Here is a 21,243-nt window from a genome sequence, read left to right on the forward strand (position 1 = left end):
GTCAGGCTCCCACGTCCATGAGGGTCGCAAGACGGGCGAGCGTCAGCCTGCTGGAACTGTCGAGTCGGGGCGTCAGCGCGCCGTAGCCAGAAACAGAAGGATGGGGTGTGCCACCGGCATGATTGTGCGTGGCGGTTATGACCAGCACCTGCGCGCCCGCAGCCTCGGCTGCGCGGATACCGGCCGGCGCATCCTCGAACACCAGGCAGTCCTGTGGCTTGTGGCCGAGCCGCTCGGCGCCAAGCAGGAAGCAGTCAGGCGCAGGCTTGCCGTTGGCAACGTCTTCACCTGTTACCATCAGTCGCGGAATGGGCAGGCCGGCTGCTTCAAGCCTGCGGATCGCCAGCCTGCGGGGCGCCGAGGTCACGATCGCCCAGCGTTCGGTGGGCAGCGCGTTGAGGAAGTTGGATGCGCCGTGGATGGGTTCGATGCCGTCGACGTCGTCGAATTCGGCCTGCGTCAACTCCTCGATCTCGGTCATCAGATCGATGCCCGGAAGGTTCAGCCGGGAAATCGTCTCGTACGCCCGAACGCCGTGAATGGTCGGCAGGAAGGTTTTGACGTCGAGCCCGTGTTTGATCGCCCAGGCGGTCCAGACGCGTTCGGTGGAGGCGATCGAGCTCAGGATCGTGCCGTCCATGTCGAACATGAAGGCGCCAAAGGCTCGATCGGGGAAGGGAAGGGTCATTAGGAGCGTAGCCTTTCGTTTTCGGGATCCCACAAGGGCTTGTCTTCCTGGACCGTCGCCTTGAAACGCTCGCCGAAAATCTCGACTTCCACATTGGTGCCGGGCGCGGCCAGATCGGCCCGCAGCATGCCCAGCGCAATTGATTTGTCCACCCTGTAGCCCCAACCTCCTGACGTGGTCTCGCCGACGATCACACCGTCGTGCCAGAGCGTCGACATATAGGGCGCGTCGCAATCGCCCGGGTTGTCGATCACCAACGTGACGAAACGCTTCTTCACCCCCTGCTGCTTTTCGCTGAGCAGGGCTGTCTTGCCGCGAAATTCCGGCTTGTCCCATTTGACGAAGCGCTCGAGTCCGCCTTGCAGAATGGTGTAGTCGGTCGACAAATCGCCCTTCCAGGCGCGATAGCCTTTTTCGAGCCGGAGCGCGTCGAGCGCGAACATGCCGAAGGGTTTTAGGCCGTGCTTCTGGCCCGCTGCCCAGACGGCGTCGAAGATCGCCGCCGTATCCTCGACCTTGGTGTGGATTTCCCAGCCGAGTTCGCCCGCAAAGGAGACGCGCACGAGTTGGCACCAGCGGCCCGCGATGTGACATGACTGGTGCGAAAGCCAGGGCAGCGTCAGGTCAGCCTCTGTGACCTGCGCCAGGATCTTGCGCGTATTGGGACCCGCAAGGATTTGGCACGACAAGCTTTCAGTGGCGTTTTCGACGGCGATTTCAGAAGCTTCGGGCAGGTGTTTCCGCAGCCACTCGAAATCGTGCCATTCGGCCACGGCTGCTGTGATCAGGACGAAATAGTCCTCGTCCAGCGCCAGGATCGACATTTCGGTGACGATGCGGCCGGCATTGTCTGCGAAATAGCCAAGGCCGATCTTGCCTGGCCTGGGGACAACGCCGGTGATCATGGTCGCGAGCCAGGCGCGTGATCCTGGCCCGTGCAGGCGGAAACGCGAGAAGCCGGGCAGGTCGAGAATGCCGGCGGCATCGCGCACGGCAAGGCATTCCTCGCGGATGTGCTTTTCCCATGGGCCTGAGCGGGCAAAAGTCTGTGTCGATTCCTCAGACAGGTCGTCGCCCGGCTTGGCGTACCATGTAGCGCGCTCCCAGCCATTGTAAGCATTGAACTGCGCGCCGAGTGCTGCGATCCGGTCGTGGATCGGCGAAAGCTTGCGGTTACGCCCCGCCGGCCAGGCATGCCTGGGGAAGTGGATGGCGTATTCGTGGCCATAGACCTCCATGCCCTTGGCAACGGCATAGTCGGGGGCAGAAGCGAAGGACGTGAAGCGGCGCGGGTCGCACGACCACATGTCCCATTCGGTCTCGCCCTTGGTCACCCATTCGGCCAGCACTTTGCCGGCACCGCCTGCCTGGGCGATGCCGAAGGTGAACACGCAGGCCTCGAAGGCATTGGGAACGCCCGGCATCGGCCCGATCAGCGGGTTGCCATCAGGCGCATAGGGGATCGGCCCGTTGATGACCTTGGACAGGCCGGCGGTGCCGAGGATAGGCACACGCGCGATGGCGTCGTTGAGATAGTGCTCGAGCCGGTCGAGATCGTCAGGATAGAGCTGGAAGGAGAAATCCGCAGGCATCGCATCGCCGGGTGTCGCCCAGTGCGCGCGGCAGTTGCGCTCATAGGGGCCGAGATTCATGCCGTTCTTTTCCTGGCGCAGATAGTAGGAGGTATCGACGTCGCGCAGCAGCGGCAGTTTTTTGCCCGCTTCGCGCGACCACGCGGCCAGTTCGGGGATTTCATCGAACAGGATGTATTGATGGCTCATCACCATCATCGGCACGTCGCGGCCGAACATCTTGCCAACCTCGGCGGCGCGATAGCCTGCAGCGTTGACCACTTTTTCGCAGCGGATCTCGCCTTGCGCGGTGACCACGACCCATTCGTCGTTCTCGCGGCGTACCGATATCACCGGACAGAAGCGGATGATCCTGGCGCCCATGTCGCGCGCGCCCTTGGCCAGCGCCTGGGTCAGCTGGGCCGGGTCGATGTCGCCGTCGTTCGGGTCATAGAGCGCGCCCTTCAATTCATGCGTTTCGATGAAGGGGTAACGCGGCTTGATATCGTCGACACCGACGATCTCGATGTCCATGCCCTGGTAGCGGCCCATACCCTTGGCGCGCTGGAACTCCTGCATGCGCGCCTTGCTGTGGGCGAGGCGCAGCGAGCCGGTGACGTGGTAGTTCATGGGGTAGTCGACTTCGTCTGCCAGCCCGCGATAAAGCTCGGTCGAATAGCGCTGCATGTTCATCAGCGACCAGGACGACGAGAAGGTCGGTACGTTGCCGGCTGCATGCCAGGTTGAACCGGAGGTCAGCTCGTTCTTTTCAAGCAGCACGCAGTCGGTCCAGCCGGCCTTGGCGAGATGATAGAGCGAAGACACGCCAACCGCGCCTCCGCCGATGATCACAACGCGCGCCGTGCTCGGCAAATCAGCCATCTCTTCCTCCCTGCGTGCGATCAATAGACGGGTGGCGATACGACCCAGATGACCACCGCTGGCACAAATCCCGGGTTCCTCCACCGGAACGGCTTGTGGTCGAAGCGAAAGCTGTCGCCTGCGCCCAGCCTGTGCCACGTGCCGTCAATCTCGATGTCGAAGCTGCCCGAAACGACGTAACCGGCTTCTTCGGTCGGCCGCGATGCCGGTTCGCGCAACTCGGCGCCCGGTGCGAAGATCGAGCGCAGCATCTCGAAACTTCCGCCGAGATCGGGCGACAAGAGCTCTTCTACCAAGCCGGAATCGCTTGTGCCAAGCGTGCGGCGGCGGCCGGCACGAACGATCACGCCGCGCTCGGCTTCCACAGGTGCTTCATGGGCGAAGAACAGGCTGACCGGCACGCCGAACAGCTCGGCGAAAGCCCTGAGGTCGCCGATCGAGGGTATCGACAGTCCGCGCTCGACCTGGCTGACCCAGCCGACTGAGCGTCCGAGTTTCAAGGCAATTTCGGTCAGCGTCAGGCCACGCGACTTGCGCAATGCGCGCAAATCGTTGGCGAGCAGGCCGCTGGCAATGTCGCTTTCCTTACGCGCCAAGGTGGTTATGGGACTCAATCGAGTTCTCTCGTGAAATTTTATCGTCAGATTTCATGAGATGGCATCTCTGTGAAAATTTCAAGCGCATTTTCATGAAACAGCAAGTTTCTCTTGCGAGACTCTTGGCGAGAGTGCAAAGGCTCGGTTCGGACGGGCGGTGAGGGGCGTTCCGACAAGATCGATGCCATAGGGACAGCTGATGCTGGCACCGGACCAAAAACCGCAAAAGTTCGACGAGACCGATATCGTTGACGAGGCAATCATTTCGCGTCGCTCCGTGCGCGCCTTTTTGCCGACTCCCATCGACGATGCTGTCATTCGCGACATCCTCGACGTTGCCGCGCGTGCGCCCTCGGGCACCAATATGCAGCCGTGGAAGGTCTATGTGACCTCCGGCGAGACCCAGCAGCGTATCGGCGATGTGATCCTGAATTCAGGTGTGCGCGCCGAAAAGGCTGTCTGGGACGAGTACAAATATTACCCCGACCAGTTTTTCGAGCCTTATCTCGGTCGTCGCCGCGCCAACGGCTTCGGGCTCTACAGCGCACTCGGCATCGGCCGGCGCGACGTCGACCGCATGCGCGCCCAGCACGATCGCAACTTCGTGTTCTTCGATGCGCCCGTCGGCATGATCTTCACCATCGATCGCCGGCTCAACCAGGGCTCGTGGATCGACTACGGCATGTTCTTGCAGAACATCATGATCGCGGCGCGGGCGCGGGGCCTGCACACTTGTCCGCAGGCGGCGTTCGCGCCCTATCACCGCCAGATCAGGCCGGTGCTCGGCATTCCCGAGGAGGAAGTCGTGGTCTGCGGCATGGCGCTCGGCCACGAGGACACCTCCAAGCCGGAGAGCACGTTCCGTACCGACCGTGCGCCACTCGACGAGTGGGTGCAGTTCCTGAAATAAGGTCAGGGGCCCGTTCGTTTGCCGATATAAGCGCAGCATTCCATTTCGACCTGCGCGCCAAGTGCCAGGCCGTTCACACCAAATGCTGAGCGTGCCGGCAGGCGGCCTGTATCGAAATAGCTGACATAGACCTTGTTGAAGTCGGGCCATTTGGCCATATCGGCCAGCATGACAGTGCATTTAAACAGGTCGGTGAAATCGAGCCCGTTTTCCCTCAGAATTGCACCGATGTTCTCCATCGTCTGGCGCGCTTCCGCTTCCATCCCGCCGGACACGAGTTCGAGTGTTCCCGGGCGGTTGCCGAGCGCGCCCGAGAGATAAAGAATATCGCCGACACGCACGGCCTGGCTGAACGGCAGTTTGAGTGCCTTGGCCTCGGGCGAATTGATGAATTCCATCGTCGTTTCCTCCGTCAGGTCAAACTGGGGGGCTATCAGCGCACCTCGTAGCCAACTTCGTCCGAGGCGTGGCACAGCATCTTCCAGAACGAACGGGCAAACGAGCGGAAGACGTAGAGGTCGAAGCTGTCGGGTCCGCCGCGCTGGATCTGGGCGAAGATGTCGTGATGGGTTGTCGAGATGCCCGAGCCCCGGGGGAAGGCGGCGAGCGCAAAATCGATAGCGAAGAGTTTTGCCAAGACCCATTCCGCCTTCGTGCCCGTGACGCGGATGGCCGTGCGGCCATGCGACAGGTCGGTGACGGTTCCAATTGTGGAGGCGACCTTGCCGGCGAAGGTCATGGCCAGTCCCTCCGACGTGTCGGTGACCAGGAATTTGCCCGGTGCGAAGCCGAAAGCGGCGTAGCGGTCGGAAGACGCGCCGGCACCGGCGCCGTCGGCCAGCTTGAGGCCGGTGATCGAGCTGATTGTGACCATCAGCTTTTTTTCCTCGCCGGGCCATGCGGCAAGCTGAACGATGGAGCCGGGCGCGATCTCGGAAAGTATCACACCGACACCATCGACGAAATTGCCGTGCGAGCCGGGCCGGAACACGGGTTCGAGCGGTGAAAGCTGCTCAACCATGCATGCGCTTCCCTTCGGGGTCGAAGAAATGGTGACTGACGATCTCGACCGGTCCGAAGCGGTTGCGCAGCGGGTCGGAAACATGGGCCCGCTTGCCGTGGCGCGCCTTGCCGCCGGAAACCAGCGCCAGCGCGATATATTTGCCAAGGGCGGGCGAGAAGCAGGCAGCGGTGATGTGACCGAGCGAGCCATGGGGGTTTTCCGTGTCGACCTCCGCCACGATATGCGCGCCGCCATTCAGCGGCCGGTTGTCGAGCGAGATCAGCCCGACAAGTTCGAGCCGGCCGGAGGCGACCAGCCCCTCGCGGTCCATCATCGCCGAGCCGATGAAGGGCTTTTTCTTCGACAGCATCCAGCCAAGATGCAGGTCGCGCGCCGAGGTGCGGCCATCGATCTCGGCACCGGTGACGTGACCCTTTTCGATGCGCATCGTGCCCAGCGCCTCAAGCCCGTAGGGCACCATGCCGAACGGCTTGCCGGCCTCGATCAGCGCTTCCCAGATGTGGGTGCCGTGGCCCGCGCCTGAATAGACCTCGAAGGCCATCTCGCCGGAAAAGGACAGCCGGCAGATCATGACAGGCGCGCCAGCGATCTCGCCATGGACGATGCCCATGAAGGGCAAAGCCTCGTTGTCGACAGTGGTGCCGGTGACGCACGAGGCGAGGATTTCACGCGCCCTGGGGCCGCCGATGGCCGCACCCGCCCACTGATCGGTGACCGAGGTCAGGTGAACCTTGAGTTCGGGCCAGACAACGTCGAGGAAATATTCGAGATGCTGCATGACCTTGCCGGCATTGGCCGTCGTGGTGGTCATCAGGAAATCATTGTCGCCGAGCCGCCAGGTGGTGCCGTCGTCGAAGACGAGGCCGTCCTCGCGCAGCATCAGGCCGTAGCGCGCCTTGCTAACCGGTAGCGTCGAAAAGATGTTGGTGTAAACGCGGTCGAGGAATTCGGCGGCATCAGGCCCCTGCACGGCGATCTTGCCGAGCGTCGAGACGTCGACAATGCCTGCGGTTTGGCGGGTCATCTGCGCTTCTCTGACATAGGCCTGTTCGATCGTCTCGCCCGCCTCGCCATAGATCATCGGGCGATGCCACAGGCCGGCCGAATACATCGTTGCGCCGTTTTCGAGATGCCAGTCGTGCATCGGCGTCAGCCGGTCGGGCTTGAGGTCGCCGAAGCGCTCGGCGGCAAGCGAGCCGACGGAGACCGGCGCGTAGGGGGGCCTAAAGCGCGTCGTGCCGACCTCTGGGATCGGCTTGCCCACGGCCTCGGCCATGATGGCGAGGCCCGGTACGTTGGAGCCCTTGCCCTGGTCGGTCGCCATGCCAAGGGTGGTGTAGCGCTTGAGATGCTCGACCGAGACAAAGCCTTCGAGATGGGCGAGGCGAACGTCGTCAGCCGTCACGTCGTGCTGGAAGTCGACAAAGGACTTGCCCTTGGCCCTGATCTCGAAGACCGGGGCAGGGCGTGGATCGAGCGCAACCGGTTCGACATCGGGCGGTGTCCCGATTTCAAGTTCGGGCTGGCCGGCAGCCTTGCGACCAGCAGCAAAACCTTCCGAAATGGCTTCGGACGTGGCGAATGTGCCATTGAAGGCACCGGCGCCGCACCAGCCTTTACCGGCTTCTGGCGGCAGGAACGCCTGCAGATCGTCGTCCCAGACCGGCCGCGCGCCGGCCTGGCTGGCGAGATGGATGGTTGGGGACCAGCCGCCCGAGACGACCAGGCAATCGGCCTCGATGTTCCGCGCGCTGCCCGGCAATACGCCGGCGGCGATCGAAAAGGGCGCCAGCTTCACGCCGGTCAGCTTCTTGCCGCCTTCGGTGCCGATCACCGCATGGCCGGCGAGCAGTTCGGCGCCGCATGCCTGTGCGAGCTTTCGGCAGGCTTCCGAGATGTCCTGGCGCAGGTCGGCGATGGCAACGATGGTGGCGCCTGCCTTGTTGAGGGCAGCAGCAGCGCGGTAGGCGCTGTCATTGTTGGCGAGGACGGCGATCTTGTCGCCCGGCAGGACGCCATATTGATTGGCGTAGCGCATGGCGGCACTGGCCATCATCACGCCCGGCCGGTCGTTGCCGGGAAATACCAGCGGCCTTTCGAAGGCACCAGTGGCGAGCACGATATTCCTGGCCCGGATTGTCCAGTGGCGGTGGCGCGGCGCGCCCTTGGCAACCGTTGCCTTGTGGTCGCCGACGCGCTCGATGGCCGCAAGCGTGTTGCCGTCATAATAGCCCCAGACGGTGGTGCGCTTGAGCAGGCGGACATTGTCATGATCCCTGAGCTCGCCGACGATGTCGGATGCCCAGGCGGCTGCGGGTTCACCGTCGATGGTCTCGCCGGACCAGTTGGCGGAACCGCCGAAGGAGGGATCGAGCTCGGCCAGGATGACGCGTGCGCCCGACGTGGCTGCCTCGCGTGCCGCTGCAAGGCCGGCGGGGCCTGAGCCGACGACGAGCACGTCGCAGAACGCGTTCATGCGCTCGTAGCGGGATGGATCGGGGGTATGACCCGCGCGGCCAAGGCCTGCGGCGCGGCGGATGATCTTTTCGCACAGCATCCAGAACCGGGTGCCTTTGAGCGGACCGATCACCGGACCCATGAAGGTCTTGTAGTAGAAGCCGGCCGAGAGGACCTTGCCGCCAAGCTGGTTGATCGCGCTGAAGTCATAAGCGAGCGAGGGAAAGCGGTTCTGGCTGACGGCGACAAGGCCGTCATGGATTTCGACCATCGTCGCGGGAATGTTGGGTTCGCGGACCTCGCCGCGCAGCACCGTCACCAGCGCATTGGGTTCGTCGACGCCCGCAGTCAGGACGCCGCGCGGGCGATGGTACTTGAACGAGCGGCCAAACAGCGAAACGCCATTGGCGAGCAGCGCCGAGGCGAGCGTGTCGCCCTGATGCCCGGCATAGGCGGTGCCGTCGAAAGTGAAGCGGATGGTGCGCAGCCGGTCGATGCGGCCGGCCGATGGTGTGCGGCGCGGGCTCATGCCTTGGCTCCCGACTTGCGGCGGCCATGGGTGGGGGCGCCATGTTCGCGGGCAAAGCGCACGCTCGATATGTCATGGGTCAGCGTGTCGCGCACGACGGCAAGATGCGCGCGGCAACCGCCGGCATGCTGCCAGATCTCGTTATGCGCGCCCGCCGGGTTCAGTCGGTCATAGACATAGGCATTCCACGCCTCGGGATCGGTCGAGGCCGGGTCGGGGCGTTTGCGGTTGCCGTCACCCTGATAGGCGAATTCGGAGACGTCGCGCGGACCGCAATAGGGGCAGGTGATCAACATGAAGCAAACCCCTAATGCAGCCGTGGTGTCGGGCCCTGGCCCTTGTCGTCGATGACGGTGCCACGGCTGAAACGGTCGAGCGTGAAAGGCGCGTTCAACTCGTGCGGCGCGTCCCTGGCGATGGTGTGGGCGAAGCAAAAGCCGGAAGCGGGCGTTGCCTTGAAGCCGCCATAGCACCAACCGCAATTGAGATACATGCCGGGCAGCGGACCGGTGGTGATGATCGGCGAACCATCCATCGACATATCGCAGACCCCGCCCCACGAGCGCAGCACGCGCACCGGCGCAAGACTTGGGAAGAGTGCTACCATCTCGCTCATCACCTCTTCGACGATGGGCAGGTTGCCGCGCTGGGCGTAGGAATTGTAGCCGTCGAGATCGCCGCCATAGATCAGGCCGCCCTTGTCGGACTGGCCGACGTAGAAATGGCCCATGCCAAAGGTCAGCACCGTGTCGAGGAAGGGTTTTAGCGATTCCGACACGAAGGCCTGCAGCACCTGGCTCTCGATCGGCATCTTGTCGATGCCTGCGAGTTGCATCACGCGGCCCGTGCTGCCGGCGACGGCAACCGCCACCTTCCTGGCGCGGACTTCGCCTCGGTTTGTGGTAACGCCAACCACCTGGTCGCCGTCGCGCAGGAAGCCGGTGATTTCGCAATTTTCGATGATGTCGACGCCGCGCCGGTTGGCGCCCCGCGCATAACCCCAGGCCACCGCATCATGGCGGGCGGTGCCTGCGCGTTCCTGCATCAGCCCGCCATAGATCGGAAAGCGCGCCGACTGCGACATGTCGAGGCCGGGCACACGGCGGCCGATCTGGGCCGGCGTCATCAGCTCGGCATCGACGCCGAGATGGCGCATGGCGTTGCCCTTGCGCGCGAGATCGTCGAGCTGGCCAGGTGTGTGAGCAAGGTTGAGCACGCCGCGCTGCGAAAACATCACATTGTAGTTGAGATCGTGGGAGAGGTTCTCCCACATCTTCATCGAGTGTTCGTAGAAACGCGTGTTCTGCGGCAGCAGGTAGTTGGAGCGGATGGCAGTGGTGTTGCGGCCGACATTGCCGGAGCCAAGATAGCCCTTTTCCAGCACCGCCACATTGGTGATGCCGTGCTCCTTGGCGAGATAATAGGCCGTCGCCAAGCCATGTCCGCCACCGCCGACGATCACCACGTCATAAGATGCCTTGGGGCTTGGCTTACGCCAGGCCGGCTTCCAGTCGCGGTTGCCGCTGAGCGCGTTTTTGAGAAGCGAAAAGGCCGAATATTCCGCCATCCTGCAAATCATCCTATGGGGCTGTGTGCGAACACTATAGGCAGCTTCTCTAGATCAAAGCCAATATTCCGCCATTGCCTTTCGTTAGGCCGACTTTTGAATCGGTCAGTCTAGCTCCGGCTTGCCCGGCCGGATGAGCATCTTTATCAATGGCGCGCCTTGCCAATTGGCAAACAGACCGAGAGTCTCTGACAAATCATGTTTTTCTCCGCAGTCCGGCGCATCGGCGTCACCGTGTTCATCCTCGCCGTCGCGCTTCTGTCGCAGGCGAACGCACAGGATCTCGGCAAGGCGCCAGCCGGCGTGATCGCCGACCAGCAGGAGGTCATCGCCAGCCTTTCCAGCAAGGTCGACGCGCTGCAGAAGAAGGTGGAAGAGAATTCGCAGGATGACGCCGGACTTGTCGATATCCGCCTTCAGCTTGAGGAATTGTCGCGCAATTTGCTGCAAAGCGGCGTCGCTTTTCGCCCGCGCATCACCGAGATCAACGCCCGTCTGGAGCAGTTGGGCAAGCCGCCGGCTGAAGGCAAGCCGCCTGAGGCTGCCGTGGTCACCAGCGAGCGCGAAAGCCTGACCGCAGAAAAGGCCGAGATCAATGCCGTTCTTGGCGTTGCCGAGAACCTCTCGATCCGGATCAACAAGCTTACCGGCCAGATCACCGAAATACGCCGGGATCTGTTCCAGAACCTTTTGACCAAGCGCTACGAAATCAACTTTGCCTTGGCCTTCGAGGTCATGCAGGCCTTCAAGGCCGAGATGACCGATCTCTACAGCACCGTCTCGTCCTGGGTTCGCTTCGTCGTCAGTTTCAAGCTCAAGTCGATGCTGGCCGCGACCTTCTTTGCCTTGGCCGCCGCCGCCGTCATCATCATCGGCGGACGGCGCATGTTCGGCCGGCTTTTTGAGGCTGACGCCAGGGTCGAGGAGCCGTCCTACCTCAGCAGGCTCTCGGTTGCCTTTTGGTCTACGCTGATGCAGACGTCGGCGCTCGTCGTCTTCCTCGGCGTCACCTATTTTCTGTTCGACTATTTCGCGGTGCTGCGCGGCGATATCGGCGCGATGCTGTCGTCGTTGTTCTACGTCATCGCCATCGTCTTCTTCGTCTCGCGGCTGGGCATGGCCGTGCTGTCGCCCAAGCTGCCCAATTGGCGGCTGATCCCGGTCGAGAGCGGTGCCGCGCGCTGGCTGATGCTGCTGATCATAGCCACCGCCTTGTTCACCGGCCTCGACTACTTCTTGAGCTCGGTCTACCAGGTGCTCGGATCGCCGCTGGCACTGACTGTCGGCGAAGCACTGGCATCGACTGTCATCATCGGCGTGCTTGTCGTTCTGATTGGCCTGGTCAAGCCGTTCGTCGACCAAGATGGCCGTCCGAAGCCTTGGCCGCGTCTTTTCCGGTACGTCCTGCTTACGTTAGGCGGGGTCACCATAGTGGCGGCCTTGCTGGGTTTTATCGGCTTGGCGCGCTTTGTTTCGCAGCAGATCGTGGTCACGGGAGCGATCCTCGCCACCATGTATATCGGCTTCCTGTCGTCGCAGGCGATCAATGAGGAAGACGCCTTCATCAAGACCACTGTCGGCCGCCGTATCAAGAGGATGTTCACCCTCGACGATACGACGCTCGACCAGCTCGGACTGGTGACCAGCATCGTCATCAACCTTCTGGTGCTGGTCGTTGGTGTGCCGCTGATCCTGTTCCAATGGGGCTTCCAGCCGGGCGACATGGTCACCTGGCTCTATAAGATCGGCTCGGGTTTCCAGATCGGCAGCTTCAATTTCTCGCCGGCTGGCATCCTCTCCGGCATCGTCGTCTTCGCGCTTGGCTATTTCCTGACACGTTGGTTCCAGGGATGGCTCGACGGCTCCGTGATGGCGCGCGGCAAGGTCGATGCCGGTGTGCGCAATTCGATCCGCGTGGCCGTCGGCTATGCCGGCGTAGCGCTGGCAGGGCTGATCGCGATTTCGGCGGCGGGCATCGACCTTTCCAATCTCGCGCTCGTTGCCGGTGCGCTTTCCCTCGGTATTGGTTTTGGCCTGCAGAACGTGGTGTCCAACTTTGTTTCCGGCCTGATCCTGCTTGCCGAGCGGCCGTTCAAGGTTGGCGACTGGATCGTTGCGGGCGCTGTATCGGGCACGGTCAAGAAGATCAGCGTGCGCGCCACCGAGATCGAGACCTTCCAGCGCCAGTCGGTCATCCTGCCCAATTCGGAACTGATCAACAGCGCGGTCGGCAACTGGACCCATCGCAACAAACTCGGACGCGTCGACATCAAGGTCGGCATCGCCTACGACAGCGACGTCAAGCGGGCCCATCAAATCATGCTCGACATCGTCCGTTCGCATCCGATGATTCTCAAGAATCCGGAGCCCTTTGTGCTGTTTGCCAATTTTGGCCCAGCTGCGTTGGAATTCGAGATCAGGTTCTTCCTGGCCGACCTTCTGGGCAGCAACACAGTGCAGAACGATGTCCGCTTTGCTGTCATCGAGGCGTTCGCGCGCGAGCGTATCGATATCCCTTCGACACCGCGCGCCCATGATACCAAGCCTGCCGAGAAATGGCCTGTCGATGACGAGCAGGTCGAAGCCCAGGTGGCGGAAGTGGAAGAGGCGCGCAGCAAACGTGCTGCCGAAGCCGCTGCTGCACGCAAGCCGGGAAGATCCAAAAAACCGGATCCGGAATAAGCGCGACGCGCGACAAGCAATTGTGGCATGAACAAGGCATTCAGTTGCCGTTCAGCTTCGGACTCATATAAGCTCTCCTGCAAACGGCGAGAATGCCTTGCGAAAATAAATAGGGGCGGTGGAAACACCGAGTGCAGAATGAACAGGTTTCTTGTCGCCGCAGGCGCGCTCTTCCTGGCCTTGTCGGGCGCGGCGCATGCCGCGAGCGCGGTAAACCTCGACTCCGAGCCGCGTACGCTGATCGTCACGGAAGGCGGTTCCAAGACGGAACTCGCGCTGGCCGCCGGCGAAACCGTCGAGTTCTGCTCGAATGGCTGCTTCGTGACGATGCCCAACGGCGACCGTGAGGCTCTGACCGGTGCGGAAACAGTAGAGATTTCGGGCGGCGTTGCTCGTATCAAGTAAGTTTTGCCAGCCAACACTTGCGAAGTGATCGAAAAGGCCGGGCAACAGCTCGGCCTTTTCTGCACTCTGCTAACACCTGCTTAAGCATGACTGGCGAAATAAATGCAGCCGGCACCGCTTCTGATACCCACCTTAACCATCCCGAATGATGCCCTGCGCTAAAGGCCAGACATGGGGTCCGGAAGGTTCATGCCGTCCGGCTAGGGGGCAGGGCAGGCATTCGATGGACGCGCGTTCAGAAAACAGGGCGATACCGCTCGCTGTCGATCTCGACGGCACGCTGATCGCTACCGATCTACTTTGGGAGGGCCTTTTTGCCCTTCTCAAGAAGAACCCGCTCAACATCCTCCTGGTGCCGTTCTGGCTGTTGAAGGGGCCGGCACGGCTCAAGCAGGCGATTGCCGCGGCCGTCGACATCGATCCGGCGACGCTGCCTTATCGGCCAGAGGTCCTGGAGCGGCTCCGCGAAGAGCAGGCGCATGGCCGCAAGATCGTTCTTGCCACCGGTACGCCGCGCAAATTTGCCGAGGCCATCGCCCGGCATCTCGGTTTGTTCGACGCCGTGCTCGCCAGCGATGGCGCCGAAAACCTCACCGCCGAACGCAAGCGCAAGGCGCTTGTGGACGCTTATGGCGACGGCGGCTTCGACTATGCCGGCAACAGTCGCCACGATCTCAAGGTGTTCGACGCCGCGCGGGAGGCGATCGTTGTCGCGCCCGACCGCGCCGCCGCACGCTGGCAGGTGAACCATGGCTCCGAGCTGATTGGGGCGCAGAAGCCGAGTTTGCGCACCATCCTCAAGATGCTGCGCGTCCACCAGTGGCTCAAGAATGTGTTGATCGCAGTGCCGCTGGTGCTGGCGCACAAATATTTCAATCTCGACATGCTGGTGCCGGCAGCGCTGGCTTTCATTTCGTTCAGCGCGGCAGCGTCGGCCATCTATATCCTCAACGATTTCTTCGATCTGACGCTCGATCGCGCGCATCCGACCAAGCGCGAACGGCCATTCGCCAGCGGAAAGCTGTCGATCCCGTTCGGCCTCGCGTCGGTAGCGATCCTGCTGGTCATCAGCCTTGTGACGGCAGCCTTCACGACGATCGAGTTTGTCGGCGTGCTGCTCGTCTATCTTGTCGCCACGACCGCCTATTCGCTGTCGGTGAAGCGCATGCTGTTGATCGACGTGCTGGCGCTAGCAGGGCTCTACACCTTGCGTATCCTTGCAGGTGCTGCGGCGACTGGCGTCGACGTGTCGTTCTGGCTGCTCGCTTTCTCGATCTTCTTCTTCCTCTCGCTGGCGCTGGTGAAGCGTTATGTCGAATTGCGCACGTCGAGCCTCAGCGTTGGCGAGCGTATTGCGGGGCGCGGCTACCGCATCGAGGACCAGGACATCGTCGCCCAGGCCGGCATGGCCTCGGCCTTTTCGTCGGCGCTGGTTCTGGCGCTCTACATCGACAGCAGTGCGGTGCGCGAACTTTACCCACATCCGTGGCTTGTATGGCCGCTGGCGCCGATCGTGCTTTACCTCACCATGCGGGTCTGGATCCTCGCCCGCCGTGACGAACTGCATGAAGACCCGGTGGTTTTCATCATTCGCGACTGGCGCAGCCAGATCGTCGTTCTCGCCGGCGCGGCGCTGCTTGTGGTGGCGGGACTGCAAGGATGAGCACGGCTGACTACCAGAGCTTCGGCCGCGCCAATCCGGGAGCATCCCGGGTCCTCGATATTGGCGAGGCGACCAGGCTTTTGACCGGCGGTTCGGCGCGTGCAGCGTCTCTGCTCGCCTATGGCAATGGGCGCAGTTATGGCGACAGCTGCCAGAACAGCGCTGGTGCGGTTATCGACATGCGGCCGCGCAAGCGAGTTCTTTCCTTCAACGCGGAGACGGGGCTGATCGAGGCGGAAGCGGGCGTGCTGCTCGCGGACATTATCGCTTACGGTGCGCCGCACGGCTTTTTCCCCGCCGTGGTGCCAGGCACCCAGTTTGTCACGCTCGGCGGCGCCATCGCCAACGACGTGCATGGCAAGAACCATCATCGTCGCGGCAGTTTTGGCTGTCATGTCGAGCGGCTGACGCTGTTGCGCTCCGATGGCCAGACCTACACCTGCTCTCCGAGCGAGAACGCCCGGCTATTCTGGGCAACGATCGGCGGCATGGGGATGACCGGCATCATCCTGTCCGCCGCGATCCGACTGATGCGGGTGCCCTCGCTCGACATTGCCGAGACCGTCAAGCCGTTCGGCAATCTCGGCGAATATTTCGAGCTCGCCGAAGCCGCCGACCGAGACAATGAATATGCGGTCGCCTGGATCGATCAGCTCGCCGGCGGCAAACATTTCGGGCGCGGGCTGCTGCTGGCCGGCAACCATGCGCCTTATGGTGCCCGTTCAGCAGAGAGCGGCGCGGCCAGGTTGTCGGTGCCGTTCCAGCCGCCGCTGACCTTGCTCAACCGACCGTTCCTGAAACTCTTCAACGCCGCCTATGGCTGGCGGCGCGGTCGTCTTGCCCAAAACCAGTCGAGCTATCAGAAGTTCTTCTTTCCGCTCGACGGTGTCGCGCACTGGAACCGGCTCTACGGTCCGAACGGGCTTTACCAGCACCAGAGCGTGGTGCCCGAAGAGGCTGCCCGCGAAATCATTCCAGCATTGCTGGCAGCGGCGCGAGGGGCCGGGCAGGGTTCGTTCCTGACCGTGCTCAAGCGTTTTGGCAGCCAGCGCTCGCCGGCGCTGATGTCGTTTGCGCGGCCCGGCTACACGCTGACGCTTGATTTTCCCAACCACGGCCAACGCACACTGAAGCTGCTTGCCGAGCTCGACCGGATCACTATGGGCGCTGGCGGCGCGGTCAATCCCTACAAGGACGCTCGCATGTCGGCCGAGACTTTCGCTGCCTCCTTCCCGGACTGGCGGCGGCTGGAGGCTGCGCGCGATCCAGCCTTCATGTCGAATTTCTGGGCGCGTACCGCCGGCATGCTTGGCGGGCGCAATGGAGACACGGTACAGGCGGCCGAATAGACAATCGCTACCTGTTAGAGAAATGCGAGAAAAGTTCAAATTATCGGGAAAGCTTCACGGAATATTCGTGGCTTTCCGCTAGGTTGTGCGAAGGACGGACAAAGCAATGAAATATATTCTCTTCATCCTTTTCACGGTGATGACCAATGCCGCAGCGCAGCTGATGCTCAAGCAGGGCATGATGTCGCTTGGTCCGCTTTCTTTCGAGGGCACCAATCCGCTGATCAAGATATTGCAGATCGTCTTCAGCCCCTGGGTCTTCGCCGGATTGCTGACCTTCGTCATTTCGATGGCATCGCATCTCTATGTGCTGTCGAAGGTCGAGCTTAGCTTCGCCTATCCCTTCCTTAGCCTGGCCTATGTGGCGGTCGCGGTGTTCGCCTACTTCGTCTTCCATGAGGATCTGAATGCCTGGCGTATCGCCGGCATCGGCTTCATCTGCGTCGGCACCGTGCTGATCGCCCAGAGCGGCCGCGACCATGGCGACGTTGTCGCTGCGGCCTCCATCGAACCCACCAAGACAAGCGAGCTTGTGCGATGAAACACATCATTTTCGGAGGCGACGGCTTCGTTGGTCGTCATCTTGCGCCCAAACTGATCGCCGACGGCGACGAGGTTGTTGTCGCCGATATCGTCAAGAGCGACCTCGCGCATTATCGCAACGTTCGCTTCGTCCAATGCGACGTCACCGATCCGGCGTCGATCGCAGCCGTTGGCATCAAGGCTGACGACATGGTCTATAACCTCTCAGCCAAGATGCTGTCGCCGCTGCAGGTGCGGGCCAAGCGCCACGACTTCTTTTTCCCGGTGAACTATTTCGGCACCGAAAACATCATCAAGGCGATGGATCACGCGGCAGCGCCGAAGCTGGTCCACTACACCACCGACATGATCTACGGCCACACGGTGACCCAGCCGATGACCGAAGAGCATCCGGTTGCGCCGCTCGGCGAATATGGCTGGTCGAAGCAGAAGACGGAGGAACTGGCCGCCGAATGGCGGGTGCGCGGCATGAGCATTTCGCTGTTTCGTCCGCGCCTGATCATCGGCCCCGGCCGTCTCGGCATCCTCGAAAAACTGTTCAAGCTAATCGACTGGAGCCTTCCCGTGCCGATGATCGGTTCGGGCAAGAACCCTTACCAATTCATCTCGGTGTTCGATTGCGCGGAAGCGGCGCGCCTTGCATGGAAGGCTGGCGTGCCCAATGAGGCCTATAATCTCGGCTCGCTCAACCCGCCGCCGGTGCGCAAGCTGCTCGGCGATCTGGTCAAGCATGCCGGCTCGAAATCGATCCTGCTGCCGACGCCGGGCTGGGCGGTGAAGCGTACGCTCGACCTGCTCGACATGATGAACATGCCGATCATGGACCCTGAACAATATCTGATCGCCGACGAGGAGTGCGTGCTCGACGTTTCCAAGGGCCAGCGCCAGCTCGGATGGGTGCCGAAATACCGCGACGAGGACATGTTGATCGCCGCCTACAAGGAATACCGCGCCAAGAAGGACGGTGTCGCAGCGCCCACGCAGCACGCCCCGGCCGAATAGAGGATATGACCATGACGCTCATCACCAAGCCGGACACCGCTCATTCGCACGCCATCGTCGAGGCGCCGGCACTGGCGCCGACAGCTATCGCCAAGCCGAAGCTGATGTCGGTCGAGCAGGCCAAAGCGCTCGATGTCGCCAAGATGACTGACCTGTTCAAGGCGCATCTCAACCCCGGCCAGCTGCATTTCATGAAGCTGCTGGGCTTCCACAAGATCAAGATCGAGCGTGCCGAAGGCATGCACTATATCGACCAGAACGGTCGCAAGATCCTCGATTTCTTCGGCGGTTTCGGCTCGCTGGCGCTTGGTCACAATCACCCGCGGGTGCTTGAGGCGCGCAAGAAGTTCCAGGACGAAAAGCGCCACGAGATCGGCATCGCCTTCATGTCGCAATTTGCCTCGGCGCTTGCCTATAATCTGGCGCAGATTTCGCCGGGCGATCTCGACATGGTTTTTCTCGGCTCGTCCGGCTCGGAAGCTATGGAAGCCGCTGTCAAGCTCGCCGAGCGTGCCGCTGGTCCGGCGCGTCCCAAGATCGTCTATGCCGAGAACTCGTTCCACGGAAAGACCAAGGGGGTGCTTTCGATCACCGACGGTGCGCTTTATCGCGGTGAGTTCAAGCTCACCGACAACACCGTGCGTGTGCCCTTCGGCGACATTGATGCGGTCGAGGCCGCATTCCGTTCCGATCCGGCGATCGGCGCTATCGTACTTGAAACCATCCAGGGCGGCGGCGGCATCATCAAGGCGCCGGCCGAATACTGGCAGAAGCTGCGCGCCCTTTGCGACAAGTACGGCGTCATCTGGGTTGCCGACGAAGTGCAGTGCGGCGTTGGCCGTTCGGGCCGCTTCTACGCCTTCGAACACTACAATGTTGTGCCCGACATCACCGCAGTCGCCAAGTCGCTCGGCGGTGGCAAGGCGGCCATGGCTGCCATGATCGCGCGCCGCGACGTCTACATGAAGGCCTATGGCACGCCCAAGACGGCGATGATCCACGCCATGGCGACCTTCGGCGGCATCGGCGAGGGCTGCATCACCGCCATCGAGACCCTCAACGTGCTCTACGACGAAGGCCTGATCGAGAACTCGGCCACCACTGGCGCCTATCTGCTCGACCGACTGGAAGAGCTCAAGGCGAAATATCCCAAGATCATCAAGGACGTGCGCGGCCAGGGCCTGATGGTCGGCCTCGAGTTCCACGACTTCTCGCAGACCTTGCCGATGGTGCTGCGCCCGGTGGTCAGCGTGCTCGACGACAAGCTCAAGGGCTCGCTCTCCGGCTTTGTCGGCGCGCTGCTGCTGCGTGATTATGACGTGCTGGTCGCCTTCACCGAATACAACCGCAACGTTGTCCGGCTACTGCCGCCGCTGACCTGCAGCCGCGCCGATGTCGATGTGCTGATCGCAGCACTCGACAGCCTGCTTGGCCGAGGCATCGTTTCGATCGTCAAGGATTTCGTGAAGAGCCAAGTGAAGTAAACCGCCCGGCTTGGATCGGGCCAACAAAATAGCCGGGTCGTGAGCCCCGGCTTTTTTGTGTCCGGTGTTCGGGGCTTCTACTTGTCCAGCGCGCTCAAAAACCTGGGATGGACGAAGGCGTCGTAGCACGCATCGAGCTTGATGCGGCGATGCTGGGGCAAGGCGCTCTTGTACATGTCGTAGAGCATGGCATTGGCCGTTGTCGGCGGGCAGGTCGGCAGCAAAATGAGATCCGTTTGCGCTACCGCTGCTTCCTCGGTCGAGCCGGGATCTGGCACGGCGCGCGTCGGATCGGCGCCGATGGCGATATGCAGCGGCGCGGAGCGGTCCATCAGCCAGGGGAACGGATTGACGAAGTTCAGCGACATCAGCGTGTCGAAGCGGATGCCTTTGTCGGCTTCCAGCTTGCGGATGGAGTCGATGGCCGTGTCGACATTACGCAGATAGGTGATCTGAAAATCGAAATCGGAATAGAGCAGCGGGGTCGCCAATTCGCCTGCGTTGGTGAGGTCGGTGTAGAGCGAGCTATGTTCAGGATAGAAGCTCAGCATGTGCTCGACACGGCCGGCGACTTCGCTGCGCATGTTGATCGCTCCCAACGTGCGCAGGTTGCGCTGCGCCATAGGCTGGTTCTTGAGCGCCCCGATATAGGCACGGGCCGCGCGTTCGACGACGAACAGGGCGGGCGGCAACACGACCGCAGCGGCAAGCCCCAGAACCGAGAGTAGCACGACCGGCTTGCCGAGCAGCTTGGGTGCCTTGAGCAGGATCGCGACCACGATCGGTGCCAGGAAGATGAAGGCCTGGCTGCCGGTGTTTTGCGTCTCAAACAGGATACCGGCGAAAAGCAACGCAAACAGCCAAAGGCCATGGTGATCAAGGACAGTCGAAACCGCGCCAAGAAGTGAGGCTTTCCGGTCGGCGGAAAAGCGTTCCAAAAGCTTGCGGCGATCACTCCAGAGCAGCAGGATGGCCAGGGCTGATGCAGCGAGGATGACGCCGAAATTGATCGACGCCGATTGCAGGAAGCGCGGCAGCAGCGTGCCGCTGTTCATCTGCACCAGCCTGAGAATGTCGGCCACATATTGGCTGACCATGCCAAAGGCCAGTTCGATGGCGGCAAGGGTGGCCGCAAAAATGGCCAATGCCGCAAGCGCGTATCGAAATTTCACGCGTCCGGCCAGGAAAGCATAGGCGGCGATGATGCCGCCGGCGACGAATCCGGTGATCTTGAGAAAGAACAACGCGGTCATGATGACGGCGATCAGTGCAACCAGGAGGTAGCGGTTGCGCACGAACATCAGGGCCGCGACCAGAACATACAGCATCTGGCAGACCTGGCGGTTGTAGATGCCAAAAGCGTCGGAGCCAGGGAAGGGATAGAACTCGCGGGTGTTGAAGGGCAGCAGCGCGAAGATCAGGAACGGCACCAGCAGCGCGAAGCCGATGCCGCGCGAACGCTGGCCGACATCCCACAGTACCAGGGCCATCAACGGCGCCGTTATGGCGAGCAGGGACCAGTGCGCCAGGAGGGCCGGCTGCGCATTCGGAAACAGCGCGACCCAACCGGCGAAGAGGTAATAACCGAGCGGGCCAACCGGCGTGAAGAAGTCGTTGATCGGCACTTGGCCGTCGAAAATACGGTTCGCCGCATCATAGTAGATCACCACGTCCCAATACATCGGGCCGATAGGCACGACGATCGGCAGTGCAAGCAGCAGGCAGACGATCAGGAAGGCCAGCGCCAAAAGGCAAAGCGGGCTTCTTGCACCAGCCGAAAGGCGGCTGGTGAAGGATGCTGCGGGCGGGGCGACAGTCGTGTTCATCTTCTCCACCTGAAGCAAACCCAATCGAAATGGCAGTTGTCGTGCTCAACTACAGATAAATGGCG

17 protein-coding genes are annotated in these 21,243 nt (G+C 62.0%); 8 read left to right on the top strand and 9 right to left on the bottom strand.

Annotation, left to right across the window (positions count from 1 at the left end):
• Window position 1 precedes the first annotated feature (1 nt).
• The 3 genes from AC1RTB_RS22180 to AC1RTB_RS22190 are packed head-to-tail and all read right to left on the bottom strand — an operon-like array spanning window position 2 to window position 3,755.
• Window positions 2–688: an HAD-IA family hydrolase gene (locus AC1RTB_RS22180; RefSeq protein WP_492881024.1), complete on the bottom strand. Its 687-nt coding sequence runs from the start codon at window positions 686–688 to the stop codon at window positions 2–4.
• On the bottom strand, window positions 688–3,141 hold the full coding sequence (locus tag AC1RTB_RS22185; RefSeq protein WP_492881025.1) for a GcvT family protein: 2,454 nt from the start codon (window positions 3,139–3,141) through the stop codon (window positions 688–690). The genes AC1RTB_RS22180 and AC1RTB_RS22185 overlap by 1 nt, the downstream gene beginning before the upstream one ends.
• A 20-nt stretch (window positions 3,142–3,161) precedes the next feature.
• Window positions 3,162–3,755 (bottom strand): helix-turn-helix domain-containing protein, encoded by a 594-nt coding sequence (locus AC1RTB_RS22190; protein WP_492881026.1) that lies wholly within the window; start codon window positions 3,753–3,755, stop codon window positions 3,162–3,164.
• 181 nt (window positions 3,756–3,936) lie between these two features.
• On the opposite strand from AC1RTB_RS22190, the gene AC1RTB_RS22195 reads away from it, so the two are divergent.
• Window positions 3,937–4,647 (top strand): nitroreductase, encoded by a 711-nt coding sequence (locus tag AC1RTB_RS22195; protein ID WP_492881027.1) that lies wholly within the window; start codon window positions 3,937–3,939, stop codon window positions 4,645–4,647.
• A 2-nt stretch (window positions 4,648–4,649) separates the two neighbouring features.
• On the opposite strand, the gene AC1RTB_RS22200 is transcribed toward AC1RTB_RS22195, so the two are convergent.
• From AC1RTB_RS22200 to AC1RTB_RS22220, 5 genes are read right to left on the bottom strand one after another with little or no spacing between them, the layout of a single operon-like run.
• Complete coding sequence (locus AC1RTB_RS22200) at window positions 4,650–5,045, bottom strand: RidA family protein (protein WP_492881028.1); 396 nt, start codon at window positions 5,043–5,045, stop codon at window positions 4,650–4,652.
• A gap of 35 nt (window positions 5,046–5,080) precedes the next feature.
• A complete protein-coding gene (gene soxG / locus AC1RTB_RS22205) occupies window positions 5,081–5,668 on the bottom strand; it encodes a sarcosine oxidase subunit gamma family protein (protein WP_492881029.1) in 588 nt (195 codons plus the stop codon).
• Window positions 5,661–8,657 carry a sarcosine oxidase subunit alpha family protein gene (locus AC1RTB_RS22210; protein ID WP_492881030.1) on the bottom strand — a complete coding sequence of 999 codons (2,997 nt, stop codon included), beginning with the start codon at window positions 8,655–8,657 and terminating at the stop codon, window positions 5,661–5,663. Before AC1RTB_RS22210 ends, soxG begins: the two co-directional genes overlap by 8 nt.
• A complete protein-coding gene (locus AC1RTB_RS22215; protein ID WP_492881031.1) occupies window positions 8,654–8,953 on the bottom strand; it encodes a sarcosine oxidase subunit delta family protein in 300 nt (99 codons plus the stop codon). Before AC1RTB_RS22215 ends, AC1RTB_RS22210 begins: the two co-directional genes overlap by 4 nt.
• A gap of 11 nt (window positions 8,954–8,964) precedes the next feature.
• Window positions 8,965–10,224 (bottom strand): sarcosine oxidase subunit beta family protein, encoded by a 1,260-nt coding sequence (locus tag AC1RTB_RS22220; protein WP_492881032.1) that lies wholly within the window; start codon window positions 10,222–10,224, stop codon window positions 8,965–8,967.
• 198 nt (window positions 10,225–10,422) lie between these two features.
• Between AC1RTB_RS22220 and AC1RTB_RS22225 the strand changes: the two genes are divergently transcribed.
• The 7 genes from AC1RTB_RS22225 (at window position 10,423) to AC1RTB_RS22255 (ending at window position 19,352) form a co-directional block, all read left to right on the top strand.
• Complete coding sequence (locus AC1RTB_RS22225; protein WP_492881033.1) at window positions 10,423–12,906, top strand: mechanosensitive ion channel family protein; 2,484 nt, start codon at window positions 10,423–10,425, stop codon at window positions 12,904–12,906.
• A gap of 138 nt (window positions 12,907–13,044) precedes the next feature.
• Entirely contained in the window at window positions 13,045–13,311 is a 267-nt protein-coding gene (locus AC1RTB_RS22230) for a hypothetical protein (RefSeq protein ID WP_492881034.1), read from the top strand.
• Window positions 13,312–13,534: 223 nt separating this feature from the next.
• On the top strand, window positions 13,535–14,974 hold the full coding sequence (locus AC1RTB_RS22235) for a UbiA family prenyltransferase (RefSeq protein ID WP_492881035.1): 1,440 nt from the start codon (window positions 13,535–13,537) through the stop codon (window positions 14,972–14,974).
• Window positions 14,971–16,323 (top strand): FAD-binding oxidoreductase, encoded by a 1,353-nt coding sequence (locus AC1RTB_RS22240; RefSeq protein ID WP_492881036.1) that lies wholly within the window; start codon window positions 14,971–14,973, stop codon window positions 16,321–16,323. Before AC1RTB_RS22235 ends, AC1RTB_RS22240 begins: the two co-directional genes overlap by 4 nt.
• Window positions 16,324–16,429: 106 nt before the next feature.
• The gene (locus tag AC1RTB_RS22245) at window positions 16,430–16,864 is read left to right on the top strand and encodes an EamA family transporter (protein WP_492881037.1); all 435 of its coding nucleotides are present in this window, start codon (window positions 16,430–16,432) and stop codon (window positions 16,862–16,864) included.
• Window positions 16,861–17,868 carry an NAD-dependent epimerase/dehydratase family protein gene (locus AC1RTB_RS22250; RefSeq protein ID WP_492881038.1) on the top strand — a complete coding sequence of 336 codons (1,008 nt, stop codon included), beginning with the start codon at window positions 16,861–16,863 and terminating at the stop codon, window positions 17,866–17,868. The genes AC1RTB_RS22245 and AC1RTB_RS22250 overlap by 4 nt, the downstream gene beginning before the upstream one ends.
• Window positions 17,869–17,879: 11 nt before the next feature.
• Window positions 17,880–19,352 carry an aspartate aminotransferase family protein gene (locus tag AC1RTB_RS22255; protein ID WP_492881039.1) on the top strand — a complete coding sequence of 491 codons (1,473 nt, stop codon included), beginning with the start codon at window positions 17,880–17,882 and terminating at the stop codon, window positions 19,350–19,352.
• Window positions 19,353–19,429: 77 nt separating this feature from the next.
• On the opposite strand, the gene AC1RTB_RS22260 is transcribed toward AC1RTB_RS22255, so the two are convergent.
• The gene (locus AC1RTB_RS22260; RefSeq protein ID WP_492881040.1) at window positions 19,430–21,178 is read right to left on the bottom strand and encodes a hypothetical protein; all 1,749 of its coding nucleotides are present in this window, start codon (window positions 21,176–21,178) and stop codon (window positions 19,430–19,432) included.
• Between the last annotated feature and the right edge of the window lie 65 nt (window positions 21,179–21,243).

The sequence above is a fragment of the Aminobacter sp. GW821-FHT11F06 genome (assembly GCF_058808215.1).

Excerpts from the sequence above, each read along its gene's own strand:
- AC1RTB_RS22180 (WP_492881024.1), bottom strand. The coding sequence starts at position 688 with ATGACCCTTCCCTTCCCCGATCGAGCCTTTGGCGCCTTCATGTTCGAC.
- AC1RTB_RS22185 (WP_492881025.1), bottom strand. The coding sequence starts at position 3,141 with ATGGCTGATTTGCCGAGCACGGCGCGCGTTGTGATCATCGGCGGAGGC.
- AC1RTB_RS22195 (WP_492881027.1), top strand. The coding sequence starts at position 3,937 with ATGCTGGCACCGGACCAAAAACCGCAAAAGTTCGACGAGACCGATATC.
- AC1RTB_RS22200 (WP_492881028.1), bottom strand. The coding sequence starts at position 5,045 with ATGGAATTCATCAATTCGCCCGAGGCCAAGGCACTCAAACTGCCGTTC.
- soxG (WP_492881029.1), bottom strand. The coding sequence starts at position 5,668 with ATGGTTGAGCAGCTTTCACCGCTCGAACCCGTGTTCCGGCCCGGCTCG.
- AC1RTB_RS22210 (WP_492881030.1), bottom strand. The coding sequence starts at position 8,657 with ATGAGCCCGCGCCGCACACCATCGGCCGGCCGCATCGACCGGCTGCGC.
- AC1RTB_RS22215 (WP_492881031.1), bottom strand. The coding sequence starts at position 8,953 with ATGTTGATCACCTGCCCCTATTGCGGTCCGCGCGACGTCTCCGAATTC.
- AC1RTB_RS22220 (WP_492881032.1), bottom strand. The coding sequence starts at position 10,224 with ATGGCGGAATATTCGGCCTTTTCGCTTCTCAAAAACGCGCTCAGCGGC.
- AC1RTB_RS22225 (WP_492881033.1), top strand. The coding sequence starts at position 10,423 with ATGTTTTTCTCCGCAGTCCGGCGCATCGGCGTCACCGTGTTCATCCTC.
- AC1RTB_RS22230 (WP_492881034.1), top strand. The coding sequence starts at position 13,045 with ATGAACAGGTTTCTTGTCGCCGCAGGCGCGCTCTTCCTGGCCTTGTCG.
- AC1RTB_RS22235 (WP_492881035.1), top strand. The coding sequence starts at position 13,535 with ATGGACGCGCGTTCAGAAAACAGGGCGATACCGCTCGCTGTCGATCTC.
- AC1RTB_RS22240 (WP_492881036.1), top strand. The coding sequence starts at position 14,971 with ATGAGCACGGCTGACTACCAGAGCTTCGGCCGCGCCAATCCGGGAGCA.
- AC1RTB_RS22245 (WP_492881037.1), top strand. The coding sequence starts at position 16,430 with ATGAAATATATTCTCTTCATCCTTTTCACGGTGATGACCAATGCCGCA.
- AC1RTB_RS22250 (WP_492881038.1), top strand. The coding sequence starts at position 16,861 with ATGAAACACATCATTTTCGGAGGCGACGGCTTCGTTGGTCGTCATCTT.
- AC1RTB_RS22255 (WP_492881039.1), top strand. The coding sequence starts at position 17,880 with ATGACGCTCATCACCAAGCCGGACACCGCTCATTCGCACGCCATCGTC.
- AC1RTB_RS22260 (WP_492881040.1), bottom strand. The coding sequence starts at position 21,178 with ATGAACACGACTGTCGCCCCGCCCGCAGCATCCTTCACCAGCCGCCTT.